Source organism: Streptococcus oralis (assembly GCF_026782375.1).
In the GTDB taxonomy this organism is placed as follows: Bacteria; Bacillota; Bacilli; order Lactobacillales; family Streptococcaceae; genus Streptococcus; species Streptococcus oralis_CL.
The window spans coordinates 16,535-42,574 of the sequence record NZ_JAKUWJ010000006.1; the positions used below are offsets into that span (position 1 = coordinate 16,535).

General features: G+C 41.9%; 24 protein-coding genes, 9 tRNA genes and 1 pseudogene. 1 reads left to right on the forward strand and 33 read right to left on the reverse strand.

The genetic code is table 11. The features are described from left to right. Positions 1-12 precede the first annotated feature (12 nt). The 19 genes and pseudogenes from jag to tgt form a co-directional block, all read right to left on the reverse strand. Positions 13-999 carry an RNA-binding cell elongation regulator Jag/EloR gene (gene jag, locus MK409_RS08635; RefSeq protein ID WP_268706010.1) on the reverse strand — a complete coding sequence of 329 codons (987 nt, stop codon included), beginning with the start codon at positions 997-999 and terminating at the stop codon, positions 13-15. Positions 1,000-1,013: 14 nt separating this feature from the next. Further along, positions 1,014-1,841 carry a YidC/Oxa1 family membrane protein insertase gene (locus tag MK409_RS08640; protein WP_192833044.1) on the reverse strand — a complete coding sequence of 276 codons (828 nt, stop codon included), beginning with the start codon at positions 1,839-1,841 and terminating at the stop codon, positions 1,014-1,016. Next, positions 1,816-2,187 (reverse strand): ribonuclease P protein component, encoded by a 372-nt coding sequence (rnpA, locus tag MK409_RS08645; RefSeq protein ID WP_000739254.1) that lies wholly within the window; start codon positions 2,185-2,187, stop codon positions 1,816-1,818. The genes MK409_RS08640 and rnpA overlap by 26 nt, the downstream gene beginning before the upstream one ends. A 160-nt stretch (positions 2,188-2,347) precedes the next feature. Then, entirely contained in the window at positions 2,348-3,538 is a 1,191-nt protein-coding gene (locus MK409_RS08650; protein ID WP_268706011.1) for an acetate kinase, read from the reverse strand. Positions 3,539-3,588: 50 nt separating this feature from the next. Next, positions 3,589-4,542, reverse strand: coding sequence for a class I SAM-dependent methyltransferase (locus MK409_RS08655; RefSeq protein WP_268706012.1), 954 nt, complete (start codon positions 4,540-4,542; stop codon positions 3,589-3,591). Between the two features lie 58 nt (positions 4,543-4,600). Continuing rightward, on the reverse strand, positions 4,601-5,191 hold the full coding sequence (locus MK409_RS08660; RefSeq protein WP_268706013.1) for a class I SAM-dependent methyltransferase: 591 nt from the start codon (positions 5,189-5,191) through the stop codon (positions 4,601-4,603). Between the two features lie 32 nt (positions 5,192-5,223). Then, positions 5,224-5,637, reverse strand: a complete 414-nt coding sequence (gene comGG, locus MK409_RS08665) for a competence type IV pilus minor pilin ComGG (protein ID WP_268706014.1) — start codon at positions 5,635-5,637, stop codon at positions 5,224-5,226. Beyond that, a pseudogene (gene comGF, locus MK409_RS08670) lies at positions 5,615-6,065 on the reverse strand (competence type IV pilus minor pilin ComGF). Before comGF ends, comGG begins: the two are co-directional and overlap by 23 nt. Then, on the reverse strand, positions 6,028-6,330 hold the full coding sequence (comGE, locus tag MK409_RS08675; RefSeq protein ID WP_268706015.1) for a competence type IV pilus minor pilin ComGE: 303 nt from the start codon (positions 6,328-6,330) through the stop codon (positions 6,028-6,030). The pseudogene comGF and the gene comGE overlap by 38 nt, the downstream one beginning before the upstream one ends. Continuing rightward, positions 6,293-6,727, reverse strand: a complete 435-nt coding sequence (comGD, locus tag MK409_RS08680; RefSeq protein ID WP_268706016.1) for a competence type IV pilus minor pilin ComGD — start codon at positions 6,725-6,727, stop codon at positions 6,293-6,295. The genes comGE and comGD overlap by 38 nt, the downstream gene beginning before the upstream one ends. Next, on the reverse strand, positions 6,690-7,013 hold the full coding sequence (gene comGC / locus MK409_RS08685) for a competence type IV pilus major pilin ComGC (RefSeq protein WP_000735795.1): 324 nt from the start codon (positions 7,011-7,013) through the stop codon (positions 6,690-6,692). Before comGC ends, comGD begins: the two co-directional genes overlap by 38 nt. Position 7,014: 1 nt before the next feature. After that, positions 7,015-8,031 carry a competence type IV pilus assembly protein ComGB gene (gene comGB / locus MK409_RS08690; RefSeq protein ID WP_268706029.1) on the reverse strand — a complete coding sequence of 339 codons (1,017 nt, stop codon included), beginning with the start codon at positions 8,029-8,031 and terminating at the stop codon, positions 7,015-7,017. Beyond that, positions 7,979-8,920, reverse strand: coding sequence for a competence type IV pilus ATPase ComGA (comGA, locus tag MK409_RS08695; protein WP_268706017.1), 942 nt, complete (start codon positions 8,918-8,920; stop codon positions 7,979-7,981). The genes comGB and comGA overlap by 53 nt, the downstream gene beginning before the upstream one ends. 65 nt (positions 8,921-8,985) lie before the next feature. Continuing rightward, positions 8,986-9,351, reverse strand: coding sequence for a DUF1033 family protein (locus tag MK409_RS08700; RefSeq protein WP_268706018.1), 366 nt, complete (start codon positions 9,349-9,351; stop codon positions 8,986-8,988). A gap of 200 nt (positions 9,352-9,551) precedes the next feature. Next, positions 9,552-12,170 carry a CAP domain-containing protein gene (locus MK409_RS08705; protein WP_268706019.1) on the reverse strand — a complete coding sequence of 873 codons (2,619 nt, stop codon included), beginning with the start codon at positions 12,168-12,170 and terminating at the stop codon, positions 9,552-9,554. A gap of 92 nt (positions 12,171-12,262) precedes the next feature. Then, a complete protein-coding gene (locus MK409_RS08710; RefSeq protein ID WP_268706020.1) occupies positions 12,263-12,949 on the reverse strand; it encodes a hypothetical protein in 687 nt (228 codons plus the stop codon). A gap of 423 nt (positions 12,950-13,372) precedes the next feature. Continuing rightward, positions 13,373-14,524, reverse strand: coding sequence for an N-acetylglucosamine-6-phosphate deacetylase (gene nagA / locus MK409_RS08715; protein ID WP_268706021.1), 1,152 nt, complete (start codon positions 14,522-14,524; stop codon positions 13,373-13,375). 140 nt (positions 14,525-14,664) lie between these two features. Further along, entirely contained in the window at positions 14,665-16,482 is a 1,818-nt protein-coding gene (locus MK409_RS08720) for an acyltransferase family protein (RefSeq protein WP_268706022.1), read from the reverse strand. 101 nt (positions 16,483-16,583) lie between these two features. Then, positions 16,584-17,726 carry a tRNA guanosine(34) transglycosylase Tgt gene (tgt, locus tag MK409_RS08725; protein WP_001285237.1) on the reverse strand — a complete coding sequence of 381 codons (1,143 nt, stop codon included), beginning with the start codon at positions 17,724-17,726 and terminating at the stop codon, positions 16,584-16,586. Positions 17,727-17,842: 116 nt separating this feature from the next. On the opposite strand from tgt, the gene MK409_RS08730 reads away from it, so the two are divergent. Continuing rightward, positions 17,843-18,700, forward strand: a complete 858-nt coding sequence (locus MK409_RS08730) for a DUF975 family protein (protein ID WP_268706023.1) — start codon at positions 17,843-17,845, stop codon at positions 18,698-18,700. A gap of 179 nt (positions 18,701-18,879) precedes the next feature. Here MK409_RS08730 and MK409_RS08735 read toward each other — a convergent pair whose 3' ends face one another. The 14 genes from MK409_RS08735 to MK409_RS08800 form a co-directional block, all read right to left on the reverse strand. After that, positions 18,880-20,085 carry a LysM peptidoglycan-binding domain-containing protein gene (locus MK409_RS08735; RefSeq protein WP_268706024.1) on the reverse strand — a complete coding sequence of 402 codons (1,206 nt, stop codon included), beginning with the start codon at positions 20,083-20,085 and terminating at the stop codon, positions 18,880-18,882. Between the two features lie 169 nt (positions 20,086-20,254). Next, complete coding sequence (locus MK409_RS08740) at positions 20,255-20,875, reverse strand: HAD family hydrolase (protein ID WP_268706025.1); 621 nt, start codon at positions 20,873-20,875, stop codon at positions 20,255-20,257. Between the two features lie 3 nt (positions 20,876-20,878). Next, the gene (locus MK409_RS08745; protein ID WP_268706026.1) at positions 20,879-22,159 is read right to left on the reverse strand and encodes an MATE family efflux transporter; all 1,281 of its coding nucleotides are present in this window, start codon (positions 22,157-22,159) and stop codon (positions 20,879-20,881) included. A 60-nt stretch (positions 22,160-22,219) separates the two neighbouring features. Beyond that, positions 22,220-23,704, reverse strand: a complete 1,485-nt coding sequence (gene thrC, locus MK409_RS08750) for a threonine synthase (protein WP_268706027.1) — start codon at positions 23,702-23,704, stop codon at positions 22,220-22,222. A 74-nt stretch (positions 23,705-23,778) separates the two neighbouring features. Continuing rightward, positions 23,779-25,056, reverse strand: coding sequence for a gamma-glutamylcysteine synthetase (locus MK409_RS08755; protein WP_268706028.1), 1,278 nt, complete (start codon positions 25,054-25,056; stop codon positions 23,779-23,781). Positions 25,057-25,235: 179 nt separating this feature from the next. Continuing rightward, positions 25,236-25,319 (reverse strand) — tRNA-Leu (locus MK409_RS08760). 9 nt (positions 25,320-25,328) lie between these two features. Further along, positions 25,329-25,400, reverse strand: a tRNA-Gln gene (locus MK409_RS08765). Between the two features lie 13 nt (positions 25,401-25,413). After that, positions 25,414-25,486: transfer RNA gene (locus MK409_RS08770), tRNA-His, on the reverse strand. Positions 25,487-25,500: 14 nt separating this feature from the next. Then, a tRNA-Trp gene (locus MK409_RS08775) sits at positions 25,501-25,571 on the reverse strand. A gap of 5 nt (positions 25,572-25,576) precedes the next feature. Next, positions 25,577-25,657: transfer RNA gene (locus MK409_RS08780), tRNA-Tyr, on the reverse strand. Positions 25,658-25,672: 15 nt separating this feature from the next. Then, positions 25,673-25,745: transfer RNA gene (locus tag MK409_RS08785), tRNA-Phe, on the reverse strand. Positions 25,746-25,749: 4 nt separating this feature from the next. Then, positions 25,750-25,823 (reverse strand) — tRNA-Met (locus MK409_RS08790). Positions 25,824-25,834: 11 nt separating this feature from the next. Beyond that, positions 25,835-25,924, reverse strand: a tRNA-Ser gene (locus MK409_RS08795). 6 nt (positions 25,925-25,930) lie between these two features. Then, positions 25,931-26,002: transfer RNA gene (locus MK409_RS08800), tRNA-Glu, on the reverse strand. Between the last annotated feature and the right edge of the window lie 38 nt (positions 26,003-26,040).

A 26,040-nucleotide genomic window follows, 5' to 3' on the forward strand; every position in this document is an offset into this window, starting at 1 on the left:
GCCTGATTTTGTTTATTCTGTATCTACGACAACATAGCGATTTGGCTCATCACCTTCAGAATAGCTAGTCACTCCATCCATGCGTGAAATAATGCGATGGATAATCTTGCGTTCGCTATTCGACATTGGATCTGTTTGCTGGCTACGACCTTCCTCCAAAACGCGATTCGCTAATTTTTGAGCGTAGGTTTGTAACACTTCTGCACGGTGTTCAACATAATCATTGACATTGATTGTGATGTAGAATGTTCTTGAATAGCGATTATAAAGATAATTTTGTGCCAAGAGTTGAAGAGCCTTCAAGACTTTTCCATGATAGCCGATAATACGACCTGGTTCGTTGGTGTCAATTTGAAGATTGATGGTACGACGATTGTAGTCGCTCGAAATCGTACCTTCAACATCCATATCATCCACAATGGTTTGAACGTAGTTAGCTACTTCTGTTGCCACTTGTTCGGTATCATAACTTGGCTCTACTTTTAAGCCCAAATCTTCCAACGATTGGCTCGCTACTTCTTGCGTTTCATCTTCTTTTTCTGGAGCAGGCTTAACTTCCTCAGTAGCATCTTCTACTTGCAGTTCATTTAAAATTGAAATATGACCTGTTTCTTCCAAAATCGTGCTGGCATGTTTTTCATTTTTCAAGATTTCAGCCTTGACCTCTTCAGAGACACCTTGGCCTTCTTCTTCAATTTTCTTGATGGCTTCAACCACATATCCCAAATCAACTGTCGCTTCGCTGACGGTTTTCACTGGTTCATTCTTTTCATTGACTTCTTTTGGAACACCTTTGACAGCCTGTTGATTGGCTTTAATCACTGTTGTTTCACTGATTGCTTCGATATCAACTTGAGCTGGCTTCTTACCAAACAAGCCCAAGAAACCTTTTTTCTCTTTTGAAACGACCTTGATGTGGGCCTTCATTCTTGAAATATTTAATTCTTTCAACCCTTTTTGGATTGCTTCTTCAACCGTTGAACCTGTAAATAATACCATTACCAGATTCCTCCTTATTTTTTCTTTTTCTGTGCTTTCTTCAAGGCTCTTCTCTTCTTGCCTTCTAAATCTCTTTCTGCTTGGACTACTGCTTCTCTTTCAGCAATAATTTTGAAAGGATTGTTCAAGAAATAGGTTTGCAAAACTTGATAAGCATTGGATACTGCCCAGTACAAGGCAACTCCACTAGGCGCAGAGATGGCAAAGATAAAGATCAGTACCGGCATCCCGTACATCATCCCTGTCATAGCTCCACTTCTTTCAGGCAAGGCCTTATTTGATAACCAACTGCTCAAGAAGGTAAAGACTGCCGCCAAAATCGGAAGGATAAAGCTTGTGTCTACTCCCCCTAGGTTCACCCATAAGAAGTGCCCTGTTTTTAAAAATTCCACTCGACTCAAGGCTTGGAACAAAGCCAAGAGGACCGGCATTTGTATTAGAATCGGCCAAATAGAGGACGAATGTTTGACTCCCAATTCTTTATAGACCTTCCGCATCTCCTGGTCTAGCTTGGTTCTACTTTCCATATCGCGACCCGGATATTGTTCTTGTAGAGCCTTGATGCGTGGTTGAGCCTCTTGCATTTTTCTAGAGGCAACCATCTGAGTCTGAAAGACTGGTAATAGAATCGTACGAATCAGGATTGTAAAGAGGATAATCCCCACTCCGATACTAATGTCAAAGGACAAAAAGCGGATAATTTCAGCAAAAAAATAGACAAATTTGCTCCAAAGATCTGTCGAATCTGCCGTTATATCGCTAGCTGTACCATTTGTTGCACAGGCCGTCATGGTAAACAAGGACAGACCCAACAAACTAGTCAACTGTAGTTTCTTTTTCACTCCCATTTCCTTCCTGGTATATCTTTGATAACTTTAATACGTGGAGTAGATTTTTCTCCATCTCTGCATATTCCAAGGTTTCCACCCCTTTTCGAGCAATCACAACAAAATCGACATGATCTACCAGACTTCCCTTTGCATTTTGTATGATATGTCGGATTCGTCTCTTAATTTGATTTCTGGTAACTGCATTCCCCAGTTTTTTACTAACGGATAGTCCTACTCGAAAATGGTTTTGCTGGTTTTCCAATTGGTAGACAACAAATTTTCGATTGGCAAAACTTGTCCCTTCCTTGAAAATTGCCTTAAAATCTTTCTCTCTTTTTACACGAAAGTTTTTCTTCAAAACTCAACTCCATCTATTAAATTACTACTATTATACCATATTTTTCCAAAAAGCCAATAACAGCAAGGTTTTAGAGATTTTCTCCATAAAAAAAGGTGGGAAACTACGTTTTCCGACCTTCTTTTCTTCTATTCTTTGCTCAGTAAAATGTTAAAACAGCTTATTTTTTCAAGCGTTCCACATCACGCGCAATCACTAATTCTTCATCAGTTGGGATAACCAAGACACGAACAGATGCTGCATCTGTTGAGATATCTCCAGTTACGCCAAAGACGTTCTTCTCTGAATCTACATCACATCCAAACCAAGAGATGCCTGAAATAACATCACGACGGAAATTTGCTGCATTTTCACCAACACCTGCTGTAAAGATGATTGCGTCTGCTCCGTTTAGGACAGCAAGGTATTGACCGATGTGTTTTTGGATACGGTCAACATAGATTTCATAAGCCAATTTCGCATCGTGGTTACCTTCTGCTACAGCTGCTTCGATATCACGCATATCACTTGACTTGCCTGAAACGCCCATGAGTCCTGATTCACGATTGAGAATACGACTGATATCTTCTGGCGTGTTGAAGTCCTCAGTATACTGCATCAAATAAGGGATGATAGCTGGGTCAATATCTCCTGTACGAGTTCCCATCATCACTCCGCCAAGTGGTGTGAAGCCCATAGAAGTGTCAACCGAATGACCGCCCTTAACAGCCGTAATCGAAACACCATTACCAATGTGGCAGGTAATCAATTTCAAATCTTCTAGAGGGCGTCCCAAAAGTTTTGCTGCTTCTCCAGCTACAAACTGATGACTTGTCCCGTGGGCTCCGTATTTACGAACCTTGTTCTCTGTGTAGTATTTAGTTGGTAGAGGATAGCGATAAGCCTTTTCTGGCATGGTTGTGTGGAATGAGGTATCAAACACAACAACGCTAGTGATATCCGGAAGCAATTCCTTGAATGCACGAATTCCTGCTGCGTTGGCTGGATTGTGGAGAGGAGCCAAAAGTCCCAACTCTTCGACTTTCTCTAAAACATCGCCCTCAACGACCGTTGATTCCTTGAAGTATTCACCACCAGCTACAACGCGGTGTCCAACACCTGTAATCTCATCATAAGATTTGATGATATCGAAACGAATCAAATCATCCAATAAAATTTTAACGGCTTGTGTGTGATCTTCAATATCAAGAATTTGTTTTTCAGAACGGTCGTCAAATTTTACAGTTGAGATTGAATCCTTCAAGCCAATACGTTCAATCAAGCCTTTTGCCAATACAGTTTCTTCTGGCATTTGGTATAGTTGCCATTTCAAACTCGAACTTCCAGCATTGATTGCAATTGTTTTTGTCATAACATGATACCCCTTTTTAAGCGTTTTCATCTATTATAACAAAATCTACCTTATATTTCAGTACCTTTGCTCCAATTTTGAAAATTTTCTTTAAAGGTCAACAATACTGACGGATCTTGCAGACTTGTTAGAGGATAGACAAAAGGTTCTATTTCCTTGTCTCTTTTCTTTTGTAAAACGAAAACACTCTTAGCCTGACTGGTCGTTGAGAAAATATCCTCTGGCAGAGTGATGATGGCAGCAAGACTGACTTCGTCTTTGAGCCAAGCTTTTAACAAATCACTTTGGGGGCTGGTCAACAAATCACTCGGAGCCAGAAAAATAGCATAGCCATCTGACTTGAGGTACTTGAGACCTTGCTCCATCAGTAAATGGTGGGCATAGGTATGTTCTTGGCTAGAAGCCACTTGATAGCGTGAAGCGATGGCATCGTCTGGGTAATAGCCGACAGGCAAGTCGCTGATGACCACATCGCTTTCTTTAAGCATTTGCGGTCGAACGGCATCACCTTGAACAAATCCTGCCTGCAAACCGATCACATCTGCCATACTGGCTGCCAAATCAATCAGCAAGTCATCCACTTCAACTCCCAAGTAATCCACTTTTTTAGCAAGAGAAGTCAAGAAAGTAGCGCCCAGAATCCCCATGCCAGAACCCATTTCGAGGATGCTAATTTCCTCTTGATCAAACAACTCTTCCACAATAAGTACCAAGAGGAGGGCAATGGCATCCGGCGTAAACTGGTGATTGGCCTGTAAAGGCTCCGTTTGTCCTGCCTTCATCAAGAGAAACTGGTAGGTCTTGAGCCACTCTTCCTTGCGAAGGGCTAAGCGCTTGAGGGCTTGATTGTTTTCCTTGACCTGCTCTAGCTCTGTCTCGCCATCCAGATAGATGCTATTTTGCTCTACCAAGGCGTCATAAAAGTTGGTCGCCAAATCACTTTGGATGATTTGGACATTCTCTAGTAAATACGTATAAGCTTGTTCTATTTTTTCAAAATCCATATTCCTATCTTATCAAAATTCCCCTATTTTTTCCATCTGAAGAGAAAAAATCACTGCTTTAGTCAGCGAGTGATTTTTGGGCTACTGTTAAAAAGAGCTCTGCGTAATTTCCTAGGAAAAGATCTTCAGCACTATAGAGGATCTGACTATCAATGCTCGAAAAACCAAACTGGGTTAGCTTGGTTTCTAGTTCAGCCAATTCAAATCCGTGGTGGTTGGTATCTGTCTTGACAAAATCAGCAATGAGAACTTGCCCCCTCTCCCTAAGGTGATGGTGGAACATGGCAAGAGTCGCATCTAGATCAGGCATATGATGAAGAACCCGACTGACAACAATCAGGTCAAATTGCTGCTCCAAGGGATTTGCCAGTAAATCCTGCTCCAAGAGTTGAAGATTCCTGATTTCTTGATCCTCTGCTTTCAAACGGGCTTGCTCCAGCATTTTCTCCGAGATATCTACTAGGGTAACCGACTTGGCTTGCTTAGCTAGAGGCAAGGCTAACAGACCCGTCCCACCACCAAAGTCCAGTATTGCCTTGTCTGATAGAAAATCAATCTGTTTTTCAACTGCCTGACAAACCAAGTTTGCAAGAAAGATATTTTTGGGCGAATCAAAGGTTTCTGCTTTGTGATTAAAATCGTGTTTCATGCTTTTAGTGTAACACAAAGAAGTTGAATTGCCTAGGAATTAGCTTTCTTTTCAGGCTTTTCTTCTGATTTTTTCTTCCCTGCTTGATTGCTTGAATCAGTCGCTACCTCTTCCTTTTTAGCTGTTTTCTTTTCTTGGATTTTCATCGGAGGAAAGAGAAATTCATAATTGCCCTTATTCATACGAACACTTGTTGCAAAACCTGTTTTGGTATTTTGATAAGTGACTTTTCCTAAGTTAAAGCCTCGTTCCCCACTTTCTTGTTCAGCCTTATCTTTGCTTCGCTTGGCCATGGCAAAAGCGATCAACTTTTCTTTGTTTAGGGCAAAGTCTTTGTGATGAGCTACTTGCCGATTCAAATAAAACTGCAACAAAAGGCTAAAAATGGCTGCCATGGTGACCGCATATAGGAGAACTCCTGCCTTAACTTTTTGCTTTTTCCACACGATAGATGAATTCCCTTTCTAATCCTTTTTGAAACTGGAAACGAAAGATTATCTTCTGTGATTTGTGCTGATTTGAGGCCATAAACCATGGGTTGGTAGCCCCGTCCACTGCTATCGGTTTTCCGAAAATCATCTGATTTGGACTTGCCCATAGCGATATCCTTGCCATCTTGCTTCACATAGAGGTGATTGGCTTCCACCTTTTCAAACTGCGAACGCTCTAACTCTGCCTCCAGCTGGTCCACAAACAAGAGCCACTCCTTTTGCTCGCTTTGTTGCTGGTAGCGAACTTCTGAAATGAGGAGCTGACTCATGGCTTGAAAGAGAAGCAAGCCACCACTAATGACGATAAGGGCAAGCAGAGATTCTAAAAGAGTGAAAGCTCTTACCTTACTGCTCTTTAAGATCGAGCAACTTCTCTGAACCATGGTAGACCTCCAATCCTTTTTCACTAGCAAACACCTGAATCTCCACTCCATTTATGTTTATCTGATTTCGCCCTGTCTGCAAGGCCATCTTAGCCACTCGTAATACCTCCTCTTTTTGCAAGATTTCTGCCTCTTCCTGCCTATTTTTCTGGATTTGTCCCAAAAGAAGAGTCGCAATGCTGGCAAACACGGCTAGAGCAACTACTGCTTCTAGTAAGATTACTGCCTTAATCTTTTGTTTCCTTAATGCGTTTAATTTTTCCATTTCCTAGATATAATTGATAGCGAATCGCTCCTTTGCTGGTTTGAAATTCAACCTTAGCCAGGGACGAATTGCCCCCAGCTCGGTCAAATATAATGCTTTGGCCTGATAGTACCTGAATTCCTTTGGGAACAGTCAACTTCTGACTACCATTGCTGATTGTCTGCCCATCTAAGCTCAAGCTGGTCTTTTGCTGACTAGCTACACTATGCTTTTGAGTTTCACGGTAGAGTTCTTCAAACTCCATAAAGAAAATCTGCTCCTCCACCGCTGCAAAACTTGACTGGATTGAGCCTGATAAGGCCAAAGCAATGATACTCACAAGTCCTAAAACCAAGAGACTTTCAAACATGGTAAAGGCCTTAATCTGCAACAGTTTGACTTGTTTTTTGTTTTGCATGGTAGTCTTTATAAGCTTTGGCTTGCTCAGCTGTGATACGACCGTCCGCTTGTAATTTGCTGAGGCTGGCGTCATCATTTTTATCTAAACGATAGAGTTCTGCCTGGCTTTCCACGACCTTGACAACAGCAGCTTTTCCTTTATCATCTACGGCATCCTTTTGCTTGGTCAAATTGGGCACAAAGAGCAAGAGAAGAACACTGATGATGAGCAAGACGACTAACATTTCTACCAAAGTGAAAGCTTTAACCTTAGCTTTTTTAAAATTTGTCATGAGTTTTTTCATTTTAAAAATTTACCTCCATATTTTGATACATGGGCATGAGCATTGCCGCATAAAGTAAGACGATAATCAGGGCCACAAAGATAAAAACCAGTGGCTGCACCAGATTCATGGTGCGGTTGACTCGAGTAAAAAAGGCTTCCCAAGTTTTTTCAGCATAGATTTCCAACTCGCTCCCCAGCTTGGACTTGACTTCCCCATACTCAATGATGAGACTCAACTCCTTTTTAAAGAAGGGATAGGTCGCTATGATTTGGGAAAATTCACGACCATTTTGCAGGGCTTGAGCCAGATCTTGACCGATTTCTTTAAAGAGCTGAGAACCTTGTTCCTGCATGATTTGAAAAATCTGCGTCAGCTCCATTCCCTGTGAAATCATATTGCCCCATTCACGCGCGTAATAGGCCGTCAGATAGGTCTGGACAAAGATTCCAAGAAAGGGAACCCGTGCCAACATCGAGAAGACCCGCATCTTGGAACTTCTTTTGTAGAAAGTGAGGGCTAAAAGTAAAGATAGAGAGCAAACTAGCACTAGTCCCAGAAAAATTTGTGGCAGGTTGCCGATGATTTGGGTAGCAATATTGCTACTATCTAGTTGAGGGAGCAAATAGTTCCTCAACCCCAGCATGATTAGCAGGAGAAATCCTAGCAAAATCAAGGGATAGGTTGCCACTTCGATTAACTTTTTCTTAACCTTGGCCAAATTATCCAGATATTCTTCTATCTTGCTCAAGCTCAGATGAAGATTCCCGTGAACTTCAGCCAGGGATAGCTGGGTCACAATGGCACTTGAAAAACCCAAACTGTCCATCATTTCTGAGAAAGATTTTCCCTGAGACAAACCTTGGTGCATCTGGACCACATAGTCCTTTTCCAGCAAGGCACTTCTACACAAGAAAGAAATAATTTCTACCAAATGAAAGCCACTGGAGAAGAGGTTGTTAAACAAGGTGATGATTTTCTTCTGCTTAGCTGTAGCTAATTTTTTCCGTTTCAGCCTGAAGACTTGTGATATGTCCATCTTTAAGAAGCTGGTCAATCTGCTCATTCCAGCTAGTTGGCTGGTGTTCTTGATAGTCTTGGTTTGCAAAGTCAAGGATTCCTCCTCCCCCAATTAATCTCTGGTAGCAGACTCCTTGCAGAACAACTGCTAGTTCCTCCTCAGTCACACCTAACTCCAGAAGGCGCTCATAAACACCTCGGATACTTTTGGCATGAATGGTTGAAAAGACTGTCGCCCCTGTCAAACTGGCTCTAACTACTGCACGCGCCGTCTCGCTATCCCGAATTTCACCGATAATCAGGAGATCCGGACGATGTCGGAGAGACAGTTTGATAAGATTTTCATAGGTCAAGCCAATCGCCTCATTCAACTGCAACTGGAGCATGTCGTCCTGCTTGATTTCTACTGGATCTTCAATGGACATGACCTGCTGTCCCTTAAACAGAGACTTGGCTAATTCGTGCATAAAGGTCGTCTTACCACTGCCGACTGGACCTGCAAAGAGATAGAGGCCCCGTTGCCTGTACTGCTCTCCTAACTCCGCTAGATTCTGAAACCAAAAGCGCAACTCCCTTTCCTCGTCGTGCAACAAACGAATGACCAAACTCTCATGTCCCCGATAATCTCCTACGGTTGACAAGCGCAGAGAAGACACCTTCTCTCCATGCTGGTAGTCGCAAGAGCCCAGCTGACTGCGGCGTTTTTCTCCTACATTCATACCCGCCACAAACTTAAAATGACTAATCACAGCAGCTAAAACCTCAAACTCATAGGAGTCAATGAGACACCTCTCATCACCAATTCGCATATGAAGTTCATAAGTAGCTTCCTTGGGAATGAAATAGATATCCTGAGCTCCTTTTTCCTTAGCAGTCGCAATCATTTTCTGTGCAATTTCTTGTACCATAGCTCCCTCCTTATCTAGACTATTCGCAAAAAAATAAAAAAAACAACTTTTAAAAGCTGCTTTTTTTATCTCAATTTCATGCGGCAAGAACGGTGCTTTTCTTGACCTGTTTGTTTTTCATAACCTGGGCGTAGTTTTTCATCGGGTATGATGCCTTCGTCTTCGAGAAGGAGGAGGGAGTGATATTGTTGCAAATACTCATCACACTCATCACACCAACGCTGGTCCGCAGGATCCCAAAAAATGGTCATAAGGTCACTCCGACTCTTATAGAAAGGAGTTTTGCTTTCTAACTCAAACCAGCAAGTTTTGTAATATTTTAGAGCATCATAGTACTTGTCAAACCGTTGACTCATGATGACATCTTCTTCCCAACCTTCCATGAACCACCACGGTTCATAGTCTCCATACATTTCTATAACACGATACATATTCATTCATTTCCTTTGTATCGTATATTATAACTAATTCCATTGAACAAGGAAAGAAATATGCTCATTTCTTAATTTTTTGATAAAAAATTAAAAAGCTAGAGTTCCGCTATTGGAAATCTCTAGCTTTTTTGTGACTGAGAACTATTTTGTCTCAGACTCTTAAAACAATCTTATAAAAATGACAAATTTTATCCCTTTTAGCGTTCACGTTTACGTTTACGTTGAATTGTAAATCCTAAAATTAATCCCAAAATAGTATATCCACCGAGAGCTATCTGACGTTCCACTCGAGAATAACTACCAGTATTTGGTAACTCCTGTTTAGTCGCATCTTTTCTACTAAACGTAGATAATGTTTGAGATGGCGTGTCATTCGGTCCAGCACCTGCATGTTTTGGACTTGTCTTGTAGCCATTCAAATCAAAGGTTGGGAGTTCATCTACAGTTGGTGTAGTGATTGGAGTTGACCCAATACCATCTTTATTTTGCTTCACTTTGTAACCGTTCAATTCACCACTCAAATCAAGAGTTGGTAATTCGTCAACGGTCGGTGTCACAATTGTAGTTGCGCCAATACCGTCTTCATTTTGAGTTACTTTGTAACCGTTCAATTCAGCATTCAAATCGAAAGTTGGATGTTCAGTTGGTGTCACAGTTGGTGTTTCGCGAGTGACCGCAGAAATAGCACCTGTCGTGTCTTGATAAACTGCAAGGGCTTTGTCGATTGCGAGAATATCAGTCAAACGTTGAACACTAGATTTGGCGTCAAAAAGCTCTTTTTGAGCTTGTGCGTATGCTACTTTAGCATCGGCTACACGTTTATCAGCAGCAATCTTATCATCTTCAGCCTTAGTCAATTTGGCATTCAATTCACCTAATCGACCTTGCAAGCGAACAGCTTTATTGCGAATTGCAGTTGCTTTATCGATTTCATCTTGAATAGCTGCCAAGCGGTTAGATAAGTTACCTACATAACTTGTAGCGCGGTCAGCAGCAATTCTCTTTTCTGCAAGAGTTGTTGCAGTTGCTTTAGCAGCCAACTTAGCAGTTCCAAGAGTTGCAGTCGCTTTATTCAATTCGTTTGTTGCGTTTGCGATGACAGCTGCACGCTGTTCTTGACTGCGTGTAGCAGCTGACAATTTACCAGACAATGCCGTTTGACGCGCGACAAGAGTATTGCGTTCACCTTCTTGACGAGCTTTGAGTGCTTTTAACTCGTTAAGGGCACTCACTAGAGCACTATTATCACCTTCTTGTTTGTGAGTTACAAATACAAAGTGATGGTCTGCGATGAATTTCATTTTGCGACCATAGAAGGTTGGGTTAAGTGCATCATCCTTGAAGTTATCGTAGTTATCCCAAAACTTCTTGCTAGATTCACTTTCTTCTTCTAGATAAGTTGTACCATCTTCATCAGTCGAATAAGTGCTACCTGTGTGCGCATTGTTCTCAAATGCTGCATAACGTGATGTGTCGTTAGAACCCGTGATGTTAGCGAGAGCTAGACCCATTTTACCACCCATAGGTGTTAGAAGGGCACGTCGGTGACCATGGTTAGCACCTGTTACGTTTGTGTAGTCATCATACCAGTTCAACAACATATCATAAGCCAATGTTTCGTTGGTCACAATATTGTTAAAATTGATGTATCCATCTTCGGATGATGTGACATCACCATATCCAGCAATAACATTTTCAAGACCTTTTTCGTTCTTGTGTCCTGGGGCAGTCAATGATGTCGCGTGACTCAAGACATTGTTACGTTGCATTTCATTAGCACGCTGTTGGGCATAATCTAAGTAAGCTTCATCCACTTGCATATTTCCAGCTACACCATTTGCTTCACGCAATTCATTAAGCAATTTCACAAATGCTTGAGACAATCCACGGTTGTCCACTTTGTAGCGGAATACTGGGCGTTTCTTGTAAGTGCGAGTTGCAAAGTCATATGGTGCTTTACGATATTCTTCAAGAGCTTTTTGGAAATCCAACATATCTTGAGTCGCTTCGATTTCAACAACCTTAACACCTTGGAAGTTTACAGGTTCCATTGTTGGGTTACCTAATGGGTCTTTTGGTGTGTTATTACGGTTGTGCGCGTAATCCATAAGATTATCATGAGCTACCACATTACGTTCTGATGGATTCAAATCAATTGTTTTGATGACTGGTTTGTAATTATCCACTTCTTGCTGTTTAGCGTCGATACGAGTGCTGGTAGCCGCAATTTGTGCAGATTTCGCAGTCACTTGACTATTAACGTCATCCAATTCTGTTTGAATTTCTTTAGGGTCTTGACTGGTTGTTGCAGTTGCTTGGTCCAAAGCAGCTTTCTTGTCTTCGACAGTTCTCTCTGCTACTGCGACAGCTTTTGTAGCGTTATCATGGGCTTGTTGAGCTGCTACGAATTCACTTTTTGCTGTTTGTTTGGCGATTTTTGCGTCTGAAAGTTCAGCATTGAGTTCTGATTTCTGTTCAGTTTTGGTGCCAATAACCTTATTTTGTTCTTCAACAATTGTAGCTGCTTTTTGCGCCATCTTGATGTCTTCTTTGACATCCGCTACAGCTTTTTCAGCGGTTGACTGTTGACCTTCTGCAACTTTAACATCATTAGTCTTTTGATCAATGGTTGTTTGTGCAGATCTTGCAACCTCTTGAGCCCTACTCAAATCTTGACCTGTCACTACTGCTTTTTGTACGGTTGTTGGTGTGGTAGGTTGTGTAAACTCATCTGCTTGAACAGTTGTATTAACAACACCAGCACCGACAAGAACAGAAGTTAAACCAGCACCTAATAAAATATCTTTCTTTTGCATATTTTCTCCTAGTATAAAATTCAAAATGATTCAATTCCACATTATAACCTGTTCTCAAAAGAGAAACAAAGTTCGGTATTATAATACTCTCATTATCTGTTTTCTATAATCCTATGATGAGTCCTTGTCTCTAATAATTGAATTGTCTGAATTACAGATTGATAGCGAACATTATCTTGGATAGTAGCTAAACTACTTTGCATCAATTCTTGATTGTATTCCACTCTTTCACGGTGTTTTTCTTCCGCCAGTAAATTAGCTGCTTCTTTAAAGTTATCAGCTCTATAAGTTTCTAGATAACTATATAAGAGATATAGGTCATCCATATTAAAATAATCTTCTGGAATTTCTTCTTTATAGTCAAGGAACTGCTTATCTCTCAACAGTTCTACACCTTTTTGGCGATATTTGTTAGAAGCATCATTATCATAAGCATTTGAAAATTCCTTCTTGGCAGACTGATTATAAAATGCTTTTACGATAGCAAAAATAGGAAAAAACAGCAATTGAAAGAATCCATAAGATAGAGGTATTTGTAAAATAATTAACGAAGTTATAGGTTCTCTATATATAATGGGCCCGAATATATTTACTATCAAAATAAAACTGATAATAATTATGTTAAATACTTTTTTAATTCTATAATATTTATCCATAATACCATCATAGGCTTTATTTTGTTCAGCCGAAATGGCCTTGTCCAAATCCGATACTGTTTTTAAAACTTGAAAACAATACCCAAACATATAAAGCAATTCTTCTCTATTGTATTTATTCATATTGGTTTAATATTTCCCTATAGCCATAATCCGATTTTTGAGTATATTTATCATACAACTATCTATTATACCCCCCCCCCCCGAATGCCTTTGTCAAGCGATTTCTATTACTTTCAATAAAATATTTTATTGCCATCTATCTAGATTTTTGTTATCTGAAAATGATTGATATCGAGTATGTCACAACACTCAAAACTGATCAAAAAATAGTTTCATTTAAAAATTATTGTTTAAAATCATTACTTTTAGTTTCAATCACTATCAAATCAAATTTGATTGCATGAAATTCACCAATCAATTTAAGAATCTGAAACATATAGTTAGATAAACCACCATCTAATTTTTTTAAACAACACAAAAGAGGCTGGGAAAAGTCTTTAAAATAAAAAAGCAGAAGCTAGTCTCTAACTTCTGCTTTCCCTCTTATGCTTGGTAACGTTTCACACCATCTAGATAGGTAGCTACCAATTCCAAATCTTTATCTAGTACGATAAAGTCAGCATCGTAGCCTTCACGGATTTGTCCACAGACATCATCAATGTGAACAGATTTTGCTGGGTTGAAGCTCGCCATCATGACTGCTTCATGTGGAGAGGCAATATTCCAGTCAACCACATTCTTCAAACCGTCTTTGAGTTTGAGAATAGAACCTGCCAAGTTACCTGTCGATTTGAGACGAGCAGTTCCATTTGCAACGACAACTGGGAATTCTCCCAACATGTAGTCGCCGTCTTCCAATCCACCCGCTGTCATACAGTCTGTGATAAGAGCAATATTTTCTGTTCCTTTTTGTTTGATAAGGATTTCGCAGGCTTTTGGATCCACGTGGTGACCGTCACAGATCAACTCTGCATAGGTATGAGGTAATTGATACATGGCTCCAACCATACCGAGTTCACGGTGAGTCAAACCACGCATCCCATTGTAGGCATGTACCCAAACACTAGCCCCAGCATCGACTGCCTTTTTAGCTTCGTCAAATGTTGCATCTGAGTGACCAAGAGCAACCGTCACACCTTCGCCCGTAACCGTACGAACAAAGTCTTCTACACCTTCACGTTCTGGCGCAAGGGCGATTTTATTGAGCAAGCCATTTGCTGCTTTTTGCCAAGCACGAAACTCATCCATACGAGGATCTTTCATGTAGGCAGGGTTTTGAGCTCCCTTGTATTTCTCTGTGAAATACGGACCTTCAAAATAGATACCACGAATTTTCGCTCCAGTTGCTTCCTGGTAACGGGCACCGATATTTTCTGTTACTGCGAGCAATTGCTCATAAGAAGAAGTCAAAGTAGTTGGCAAGAAGCTCGTTACTCCCATGCTAAGGAGCCCTTCACTCATGGTATGAAGCGTTCCTTCGATGTTATTATCCATGACATCCACACCGCCAAATCCATGAATGTGGGTATCCACAAGTCCTGGCGCAATGCTGTAGCCTGTATAGTCAATGACGTCAGCACCTTCAGGAATCTCTTCTACATGCTTTCCAAACTTACCACCCACAAGTTCCAAGTAGCCGCCACGACGAACTCCGTGTGGATAGAAAAACTGATCCGCTTTAATATAATTAGGCATAATGATAACCTCCTTGATAGATTGTTTCTAGAATTTATTATGTCAATTACATTATAAACCTTTCTTTTTCATTTGTAAATGGTATAGACCTATTTTCTGGAGATATTTTAAAAGAGCTGGATTTCTCCAACTCTTTTATTTTATTTTGATTTCACAGGCAGTTCTTGAGCGGCCTTAACAGCAGCTGCTATCGTTTCTGCGTATAGCTTAGCACCTTCTTCGAGCTTGCTATTGTCATTCCCGAAGTGAACTTGGTCTGTTCCAGCCCAGATTTCAGGATGTTCTTTAGAAACTTTGTTCCAGTCAGCAATGCTCACGTAAGGTGTCTTTTCTGCTAATTCCCGCGCATAAGCCGCATACTGCTCCACTGAGGTATAAGTATCCTTGCTCTTATCTCCCTCATAAGGTGTAACAAGAATGAGATGGTGTCCTTTCGGTAGATTGCTAACGATGCTATCCAAATCATTCTTGTAGCCTTCAGGATTATTAACCCCTGTTGCAATGACAACTGTTTTTAGCAGTGCCTTGTTCTGGCTGTTAAGAAGCATAATGTCATTGGCTTGCTTGGTCGTCCGACTAACCTGAGCGTTAATATTTGCTTCAGGAAGTGCCTCTTGTAAGGCTGTATTGGCACGCAAGGCTACCGAATCTCCAATTAGACTCGTTCCCTCAGAAATTCCCAGGCGACTCAGTTCGGCTTGTTCAGCAAGAGTCTTTGTTTGTCCTATATTGGTTTGAGCTTGTTTAAAACCATTGACCATCAAGTCTGTTTCAAAGGCTCCAACTTGGGGAGAGACAATAGTAATCACCAAAGCAATCACTCCAAGGATTCCCACACTAGAAGCACTGATGGATTTGATATGAGGCAGTTTGCTGATTTTCCTAATGAAAGGATTGGTCCTACCAGCAATCAATGGCTCAATAATATAGAAGGACAAGATAGCAAAGAAATAGGAAAAGATAACGGTCAGAATAACAGCTAATAGATTCCCCATTAATTGAGAAAAGATAATATAGAAAGGCCAGTGGAAGAGATAAACCGCATAGCTGGTATCCGCTAGAAAGGTAATTATCCGAGGTTCTTGTATCTCAGGCGTTTTCTCATGCAAGACACGCGCAGCGAAAATCATGACCATGGCTGCTAAGCTGGCAAGTAAGAAACCAAACAAGTAAGCGAACAGGTAGGTAAACTTAACAAAGAAAGTCAGAAGCAACAATACCAAAAGCCCTGCAGCAAACACCAGTAGATTCTGACGAAGGTCCCACATTCGATCAAATTGTTTGACCAAATCAGTCGTCTGACGAACTCCCACAACTGTCGCAAGAATACTTCCTAAAAAGAAAGGGTAGACATGGGTTAGACTTGAAAAGTAGACAGACGAATAAGAACTAGCCATGAGACTACCAATAAACATAGAGAAGAAGCTAAGGATGAATGCTCCCGCAGACAGGAGAAAAACGGTTCCTCTCAACTGACTACTGGATTTTGAGCGTTTCGATAAGAACCAAACAGCCAAACCCCAAAGGATGTAGTAGTGAACCTCAACAGCCAAACTCCAGTTATGAACAAAGAGGTGGGGAATGAACTGAGATTCGTAACTACCCCCCGTAAGCATTTCATAAAAGTTGGTCACAAAGCCGAAAACTCCAGCAATCTGACCGCCAATACCTGCAACATAGTCTTGACGAACTAAGAGAGTAAAGGGCATGGTCACCAAAATCATCAAAACCACAGGTGGCACGATACGGTAAAACCGTCTCTTAAAAAAGCCCAGTAAATCAATCTGGCGTGCCTTCCCAAATTCTTCTAAAAGGAGAGAGGTGATTAAAAATCCTGAAAAAGTGAAAAAGACATCTACCCCAAAGAAGCCTCCAGGAAAGATCGTTTGAAAGAAGTGGTACAAGAGCACCAAAAGTAAACCTGTAATCCTAATCAAGGAAAACCATTTAATACGCATACGAGTTTATTCTCCCTTTCGTTATACACTTTATTCTATCAAAAAAAGAAGAAAAATCCTACGAGAAAACGCAGGATTTTTTAGCTTCTATAAATTCCATTTTAGAAATTGCGGCCCGACTTATTGTAGCCATATTTTTCTACAAAATACTCGCGGAATTCCAAGAGATTGTCATCCATGATGGCTTGACGGACTTGCTTCATGAGGTTGAGCAAGAAGTAGAGATTGTGGTAGCTAGTCAAGCGGATACCAAAGGTTTCATCAGCCTTGAGCAGGTGACGAAGGTAGGCGCGTGTGTAATTCTTACATGTGTAGCAGTCACACTCTGGATCCAGCGGTGTAAAGTCCTCCGCAAACTGAGCATTCTTGACAACCAAACGCCCTTGGCTGGTCATACAAGTCCCGTTACGAGCGATACGAGTCGGTAGGACACAGTCAAACATGTCCACCCCACGAATCACCCCATCGATCAAGCTATCTGGCGCTCCCACTCCCATCAGGTAGCGAGGTTTGTTTTCAGGTAGCAGTTGAGTTGTGAAGTCCAAGACTGCATTCATTTCTTCGTGGGTTTCTCCCACTGCTAAACCACCGATAGAGTAGCCAGGGAAGTCCATGCTGACAAGGTCGTGAGCTGACTGACGGCGAAGGTCTTCAAATCCTGCCCCCTGTACAATTCCAAACAAACCTTGGTCATGTGGACGACGGTGAGCCTTTAAGCCACGTTCGGCCCAACGGCTAGTACGCTCAATTGATTTCTTAACGTAATCATAGGGTTGGTAAAACTGAGGACATTCGTCAAAGGACATCATGATGTCTGAGCCCAGATTATTCTGGATGGAGATAGCTTTTTCTGGTGATAGGAACATCTTGGAACCATTGAGATGGTTTTTAAAGGTTACTCCTTCTTCGGTGATATTACGGCTATCTGCTAAGGAATAAACCTGGAAACCACCACTATCCGTCAGGATTGGCTGGTCCCAGTTCATAAATTTGTGGAGACCACCTGCGCGAGCGATGAGTTCATCTCCAGGACGAAGCCACAAGTGATAGGTGTTTGACAGGATAATTCCTGATCCCATCTCCTTCAACTCCTCTGGTGACTGGGTCTTGACAGTAGCTTGGGTCCCAACTGGCATAAACATAGGCGTCGGGAAGGTGCCGTGTGGAGTGATGATTTCTCCCAGACGAGCTCCTGTGTGTTTTTCTTTCTTAATCAAACGGTATTTGATTGGTGAATCTGACATTTTCTACCTCCGAAGCTGGGAAAAACAGTCCCAGTTCATACTTTGCGCCCAAAGGCATACTGTATGATTTTATCAAAAAAAGCTGGAACTGTCACGAACTATGGTATAATGAGAGAATGAAATACCCAAAAATTGATTTAAAAACTATTCGTCTGCAGGCTAGGCAATTTCAGGCTGAAAATCCCCGCCTCCTTCTGGTCTATCTCCTTCCTAGTATGCTGGTCATCTTGTCAGGCTTTCTCAACCCCTTGGCTCGTCTCCAAGAAAGTGTTTTAGAGCAATCCTTTTTCAGCATGCTGGCGCAAGTTCTCCAAGCCTATCTCTTCCCACTAGTGGTTTCTTTTGTGAGCACGATTTTTCTAGCAGGTGCTGCTTTTGCGACACTCCGACTTCTCAAAGATCCTGATACAGAACTCTCAGTAAAATCAAGCCTGGCCCTCTTTGCTGAAGAGCGCTTCTCGCAAACCTTCCTAACTCTGCTCCTCAAACGTTTCTACCTTTTTTTATGGAGCATTCCAAACTTAGTAGGCGTTTATTTCCTCTTTTATAGCAATCTCTTGGCTCGGAGATTTGTCGCCCTACATCCTGAATTTCCAAAACTAGATCTCTCGTCGCTTGAAACCGAGCAATTCCTTATGACCTTTGGACTCTACTTTTTCGCGAGCCTCATCTTGATGATTGTAGGAAATGCCCTCTATATCCCGCAACATTACGCTTACTCGCAGGTAGAATTCCTCCTCTGCGACACTCTGGATTTAGGGCAGGCTAAACCCAGTCAAATTCTGAAAACCAGCCGTTTCTTGATGAAGGGTTACAAATTCCAGCGCTTTGTCCTCGACCTACAACTACTTCCTTGGTACTTTCTCAATTGGATCACTTTTGGAATTGCTAGCTTTTCACTCCTTCCCTATATCCAAAACAATCACATCTTCTTTTACAGAGCCCTACTAGCCCGTAAACGTCGAAATGGATAAGAACCTACAAAACCCAGTGTCCTGAAAGACGCTGGATTTCTTATTTCAAAAGCAACATACTCAGCAGAGTCAAAATAGCGGGCCCACCTTGCTTCAGAATAATCTTCTTTTTATCCTGAAAAAATGACACACAAAAAAGAAGCGGGAACTTAATCAGTTTCCAACTTCCATTTTAGTGATTAGTTCATTGAAACGTGAACATGGTCATAGTGGTTTTCGGTTACGCTACCACGGTCTGGCATTGGATTCCACGTGTAGGCTAGTCCATATTTACTATCATATGGAGCGTAGAAACGTTGTTTCCAAATGATATAGTTGATACCACGGCTAGCCATATTTTTGACTGCATATTCTGCAATTTGATCTCCGAGTGCTGAACTCACTGGAACCATAAAGTCGATGGCCAAACCTTTTCCATGGTCACCACTGTCACCAGGACGATAGCCACTAAAGGATGTGATGCCAAACAAGTTGGCGATTTCTTCTTTAAAGGCTGCAGTTTGTGGTTGAAGACCTGCATTCTCAGACTTAGCTACAGCAAGTCCTGCATAGTCAGGAGCCGCTGGAGCTGAATAAGTTCTTGAAGGAGTTTGGCTTTGCTCTGCTTGATAAGTCGAAGTTGCAGTGTCAGAAGTTGCTGTTGTTGCTGCTGTTTCTTCTGTTGCACTTGTTCCTCTTGTATCAGCAGGCGTTTCTGCTACTGGTGCTTCTGCTGGAGTTGTTGCTGCCGTTTCTTCGGTTACTGTAGTCGCTGCTTGAGGAGCTTCTTCAACTGGACTAGTGGTTTCAGTTGTTTCTGCTACTGGTGCTTCCGCTGGAGTCGTTTCAGCTGTTTCTTCTGCCGCAGGTGTTTCTGTAGATAGTGTCTCTTCAGCAACTGTCGCTGTCTCAGAAACTTCTGAACTTGGTGATACTTCTACTGGTTTTTCAGTCTCTGTTGCAGTTGGAGCATCCTCAATTGGTTGAGAAAGGTCTTCTACTTGAACCGTTTGTTCATCGACTGTTACTTGGTTGGTCGTCAAATCAGCTGTCGCAGTCGTCACTTCTTCACTAGCATCTGTTTGAGGAGTTTGGATTTCAACTTCCGTTACTTCTTCTGCCTCATTGACAGTTGTAGTGAGGACAGTATCTGGAAAAATCAAGTCCATATTGGTGATCTTGTTCAAATTAGCAAGAACCGTCACATCAACTCCCAAAGCTTCTGCAATCGTGCTCAGGGTATCACCATACTGAACTGTATAGCTGTTTTTGTTCTCGTTTTTCGTCACGTCATTTTGGATTTGCTCAACGGTACGAGCCGTCCATGCAATTTCTTCCGCTTGAGTTGCCAATGCTGGCGCAAAAGACAAGGCTACTGTTGAAGCTAAAATAATTCTTTTCTTCATTCGTTCATTCATATTCCTTTCAAATGAGTACCTGTCTATCATAACACAAAAAAAGCAGAAAAAAAGCCCTCTCGGGCCTATTTAACAGAACTGTCCATTCCTTGTAACAAACTCGATCAGTTGAAATAGTTTGTTAGCCTTCTGTCACAAAACTGACACAATCTTCTCGTCACTTGCCCTCAAAAATATAGGGAATGTCTGCCAATGTTTGAATCCTCTGATTCCCTTCATAAGATGACTCTAAAAAGTTAATGCTTTGAATTCCGCTATTCTGGGCAAATTCCACATCCAAAGTCCGGTCCCCTATATAATAGGTAGTCCTAGGATCCAACTCATATTTGTCTAGCAGATATGTCGCCGCCTCTGGACCGGGCTTGCGCGCAAAGCCACTCTGACTGGTTAAAATCTCTGTAAAACAGGATTCCAACCCCAAGTCTCTTAGAATGGTAAAGGCATTGTCTCCCTTATGAGTATAGACAAACTGCTGAATCCCTGCTTGATCTGCATAAGCTAGCACTTCACGCGCACCTGGCATCAAAACTACCTGGGCATTTTTCTCAGACAAGCTCTGGGCACGTACCTGATTGAGCACTTCCGCATCCAGATTTCTCTCTTCTGCCACTTGCTCCAGCAAATCCTGCACAGAATACCTGAGGATAAACTCTCTCACTTTCTTCTTATCATAAGGAATAGAAAACTGAGCAAAGGTCTCCTCAATTCCTGACAAAATCGCTTCGTAAGAGTCCAATAAAGTCCCGTCTAAATCCCAAATAAAGGCTATTTTTTGCATCTCCTATCCTTTCAACATCATATAACGTTGGTAACGGTAACGTAGAAATAGCCAGCGAAAACCATTATCCAAAAGGGTTCCAGCCCAAATACCAGGCAAGCCCCAACCAAGAACAATCCCCATCAGATATCCTGTTCCAATGCGGATACACCACATTCCTATACTTGTTGCATAAAAGGGAAGGCGAGCATTCCCCAAACCCTGCCAAACTGCAGTATAGATGACTGTTCCTATCGTCATAGGAGTTCCTAGTAGAGAGAACAGTGCCACCAAAACACTCGCCTCGACTGCTATAGGGTCCGTCGTATAGAGATGAGTCAGTGGTGTCCCTAAGGCATAGATACTGAAAGTTAAGGGCAACATGAGAAGCAGAGAAAGCCAAAAGGTTTGCTTACACAAATCATCTACTCTTTCCCAGTTATTCTCTCCAACCGCTCGAGCCACCTGCATGACCGTTGCCGTAGCGACGCCAAAGGCAGGCATGTAATTAAACTGGGTCAAGACTTCTCCGACTGCATTTCCAGCTACTGCCTCCGTTCCAAAAGATACAACTAAGGCAATGATGACGACGTCTCCAGCTCGCATCATGAGACGTTCCCCTGCCGCTGGCAAAGCCAAGGTCAGTAAGTCTTTATCCAGTCCAAAAGTCGGTTTCTCAAAAGGCAGCTTTAATTGCGACCACAAAATCACAAGACCGACTAAGCGAGACAAGATAGTCCCCCAAGCAACACCCGCTATACCCATATCAAGGACAAAAATAGCTAGACTTGAAAAAAGAATATTTAAGGCATTGGATAAAAGACTAACATAGAGGGGTAGCCGTGGATTATGCGTTGCACGAATCAAGGCACCCAAACTCGTCATCAACCCCAAAAGAACAATCGAACCACCCACTAAAGAAAGATAGAGACCTCCACTTTCGGCCACAGCCTGCTCAGTCCCCAAACAACCTATCATCTCTTGCCCAGCAAAGAGCGATAAGGCGCCTAACAGTGCACTCAGCAGTAGGGTTATCTTGAGAGCCTCTGTCACGTGATAAGCCAACTTCGACTGGTCTTTCTGCCCCATGCTTTTTGAAATAACACTGGAAATAGCAGCTCCTAGAGCGATAAAAATCGCCTGGTAAATCGTGATAATATTGCCAGCCACTGAAACACCCGAAATAGCGATTAAGCCCAAGTGAGCGACCAAGTAACTATCCACCATCCCCATAAGCATCTGCAAAAAGTTTTCACCCATAGCTGGCAATGCAATATTAAGAATGTCTTTATTTTTCTTAAACAATCCTTCCTCCTGATGAAAAGAAACTCAGTTGGTTTCCCAACCGAGTTTACTTCCTCTGTCTTAAAGTCCTAGATAAGTCTCCACCGCTGCTTGCATGTCAGCAGCTGCCACTGTTGTTTTATGACGAACCGGAGCTGTTTCAAGGCCATCAACCGCTGGTGGCACTGCCACTCCTGAAATGTCATGTAATTGAGCCAGGGCTTCAAAGTCAGTCAAGCCTGCTTTCCCTGTAACAGCTTCTACTGCAACCACTGGGAACTTGTATGGACTAGCTGTTGAAGCTATCACTGTCTTAGTCGTATCGCCAGTAGCCATTTGGTATTTTTTATAAACTGCTGAGGCAACCGCCGTATGTGGATCCTCAATATAGGCATCTGTTTGATAAACACGCTTGATTTCTGCTGCGGTTTCTTCCTCAATCGCATACTCTGCTGCAAAGAGGTCCAAGATAGCAGAATCAAAATTAGTCAACTCATATTGTCCTTGCGTGTTCAAGGCATTCATAAGTTCAGCTGTCTTTTCAGCATTATTTCCCAAAATATGGAAAATCAAGCGCTCCAAGTTTGAAGACACTAGGATATCCATGGATGGGCTAGTTGTGACCTTGAACTCACGTTTCTTGTCATAGACACGTGTTTTAAAGAAGTCTGTCAAGACATTGTTGTCATTTGAAGCACAAATCAATTTGCCAACAGGTAGGCCGATTTGTTTAGCATAAAAGGCAGCCAAGATATTTCCAAAGTTTCCTGTTGGTACTGTGAAGTTGACTTTTTCACCAGCTACAATCTCACCAGTCTTAACCAACTGAGCGTAGGCATAAACATAATAAACAATCTGTGGTACCAAACGACCAATGTTCATAGAGTTAGCTGATGAAAATTGCAACTTGTTCGCTACCAACTTTTCACGAAGAGCTACATCGTTAAACATATGCTTCACGTTTGTTTGCGCATCGTCAAAGTTTCCATCAATAGCTACAACATGGGTATTGTCTCCTGCTTGAGTGGTCATTTGCAACTCTTGTACCTTGCTGACACCGTCTTTTGGATAAAAAACGATAATCTCAGTACCAGGCACATCTGCAAAACCTGCCATAGCTGCTTTTCCGGTATCACCAGATGTCGCTGTCAAAATGACAATCTTATTCTCCAAACCATGCTTTTTAGCCGCTGTTGTCATAAAGTAGGGTAAGATGGACAAGGCCATATCTTTAAAGGCAATCGTTGAACCATGGAACAATTCCAAGTTGTATTGCCCATCTAGTTTCACCAAAGGGGCAATAGCTGGGGTATCAAATTTGCTGTCGTAGGCATTGTTGATACAGTAGTCCAACTCCTCAGCTGTAAAATCATCCAAGAAGGCTGACAAGACAAGTTTAGCCACCTCTTGATAAGAAGCATCTTGCAATTTTTCAAAGTCCAAATCCACCTTTGGGTAAGTAACTGGGGTAAAGAGACCACCGTCCGTCGCCAAACCTTGCAAAATAGCTTGGCTGGCAGTTACTGTATTATTCGCATCACGCGTTGATTGATAAACTAATGTCATAATTTCTATCCTTTATCTATAGTCTCTTCCATTATATCATGATTTTTCAGAAAATTCTCCCTTTATCAGAGAAATTATAGGCCCAATTCTTCTTTCAAAGGCTGTAAATAGGTCATTTCTTGCTTACCTCTCTTCTCCAGACCTTCCTCAGCTAGAAGGAGTAAGCCTTTTGAAAACTCGACAATTGCAGTTTCTTCCTCATCTGTGAGCACTTTCTTAGAAAATTGTCGTCTCAATGACTTGTAATCACGACCAAATCTGGTAAAAAATGGTGCAGATTGCAAGTAAGCTTCTAACTTGTTTAAATTAACCAATAAACCCAAATGAAAAGCCGTCGCAGCAAAAGTTCTATCTAGAGGTTGCGTACACACACTACGAAATTCAATAGTCCCTCGAGTCGTTAAGTCTTGAAACTGATAACTACGATGAGTTTCAAAATCCTTCTCTTGGGGGTAAATAATAACCTCAGACCCATTCAGAGCAAATGCCTGAATTTCAGGCGTAGCCAAATAGTCCCTTGCCTGAATTGGATAAAAATAATAGGTCTGCCCATCACGTTCCGCAGTAAAGATTGCAGAATGATCTAGATAATTAAAAAAATCATCCTCGTCTTTGAAGAGTCTAGTATTGACGCCTACATTTTCAGGATAAATCCCGTGCATGGATTCTTCCCAAAAAATATCTCTCGAAATTTTGGTATCCCAATCTGCTCCAGAAAACTCAGAATTGGCAAACAAATAAGCTTTTGCAGCTTCGATCTGAGTAAATGCATTAATGACACGCAAATAGTTAGACTTTGAAACATCCAATTGAACTTGGCTTCCACAGATAAAAGCACCGTATTCCGGATAATCGTGTAAATCCGTTCCTAGAACAGTTCTGCTCAACTTCAAATAGTTCATTAACATTTGATAGCGTGCATAAGCAACTGGTTGATTATCATTCTTCTCCCAGTATGGATGGATTCCAGAACCAATAATGGCATGATTTGCCTCACCCAACTTTTTCTGAATCAGATTCATGTAATCTCGAAAACGCACTTCAACCTCTTGGATAGTTTCCGCCCTACCAAAGGCAAACTCGATAGTTGTATAGGAGACTTCGAATAAGATAGTATCTTGGCTAACTGGATCAAGTAACTGAATTGGATTTCCAAAATCATCTACTTTTTCGATCGTAAAACCCAGAACTGATGGTAAATACCGAAAGAGATCCTTAACAACTTCACTATCTGTAGCATTACCCTCTAAATTGATAACAGGATACTCGAGCTCAATTCCCACAAATAAATCAGGTTTCTCTTTTATATTTTCTAAGTAGCATTTCTTAAGCAAATCAATTGAACGAGACATCAAACACCAACACTTTCATAATCAAAATAAATTGTGAATAAGTAATATTATACCAAAAAACAAGTCAAAAGATTAGAAAATCACGCAAGAATAATTACTGAACCATTATCACACCATTAACAAGATACAATTTAGTAAGAAACAAAAAACAAGGTCCAAAAACCTTGTCTTTATTACTATACCGGCGGCCGGGGTCGAACCGGCACGTCCTTGCGGACACTGGATTTTGAGTCCAGCGCGTCTGCCAATTCCGCCACGCCGGCAAATAGTAACTGGGGTAGCTGGATTCGAACCAACGCATGAGGGAGTCAAAGTCCCTTGCCTTACCGCTTGGCTATACCCCAATAATATAAAATAGGCGAGTGAGGGGAATCGAACCCCCGAATGTCAGAGCCACAATCTGATGTGTTAACCACTTCACCACACCCGCCATAATTTAAGAAACACGGGCAGTAGGAATTGAACCCACACTGAAGGTTTTGGAGACCTTAGTTCTACCTTTAAACTATGCCCGTAACTATGGAAGGGGAGGGATTCGAACCCCCGAACCCGAAGGAGCGGATTTACAGTCCGCCGCGTTTAGCCTCTTCGCTACCCTTCCAGAATATATATAATATGGCGCGAGACGGAATCGAACCGCCGACACATGGAGCTTCAATCCATTGCTCTACCAACTGAGCTACCGAGCCAAAATTGCGGGAGCAGGATTTGAACCTACGACCTTCGGGTTATGAGCCCGACGAGCTACCGAGCTGCTCCATCCCGCGTTAATATAGAAAGGAGGATGTGGGATTCGAACCCACGCACGCTTTTACACGCCTGACGGTTTTCAAGACCGTTCCCTTCAGCCGGACTTGGGTAATCCTCCAATAAATAGTCCGTACGGGATTCGAACCCGTGTTACCGCCGTGAAAAGGCGGTGTCTTAACCCCTTGACCAACGGACCATATTCATAAATGGGCACGAGTGGACTCGAACCACCGA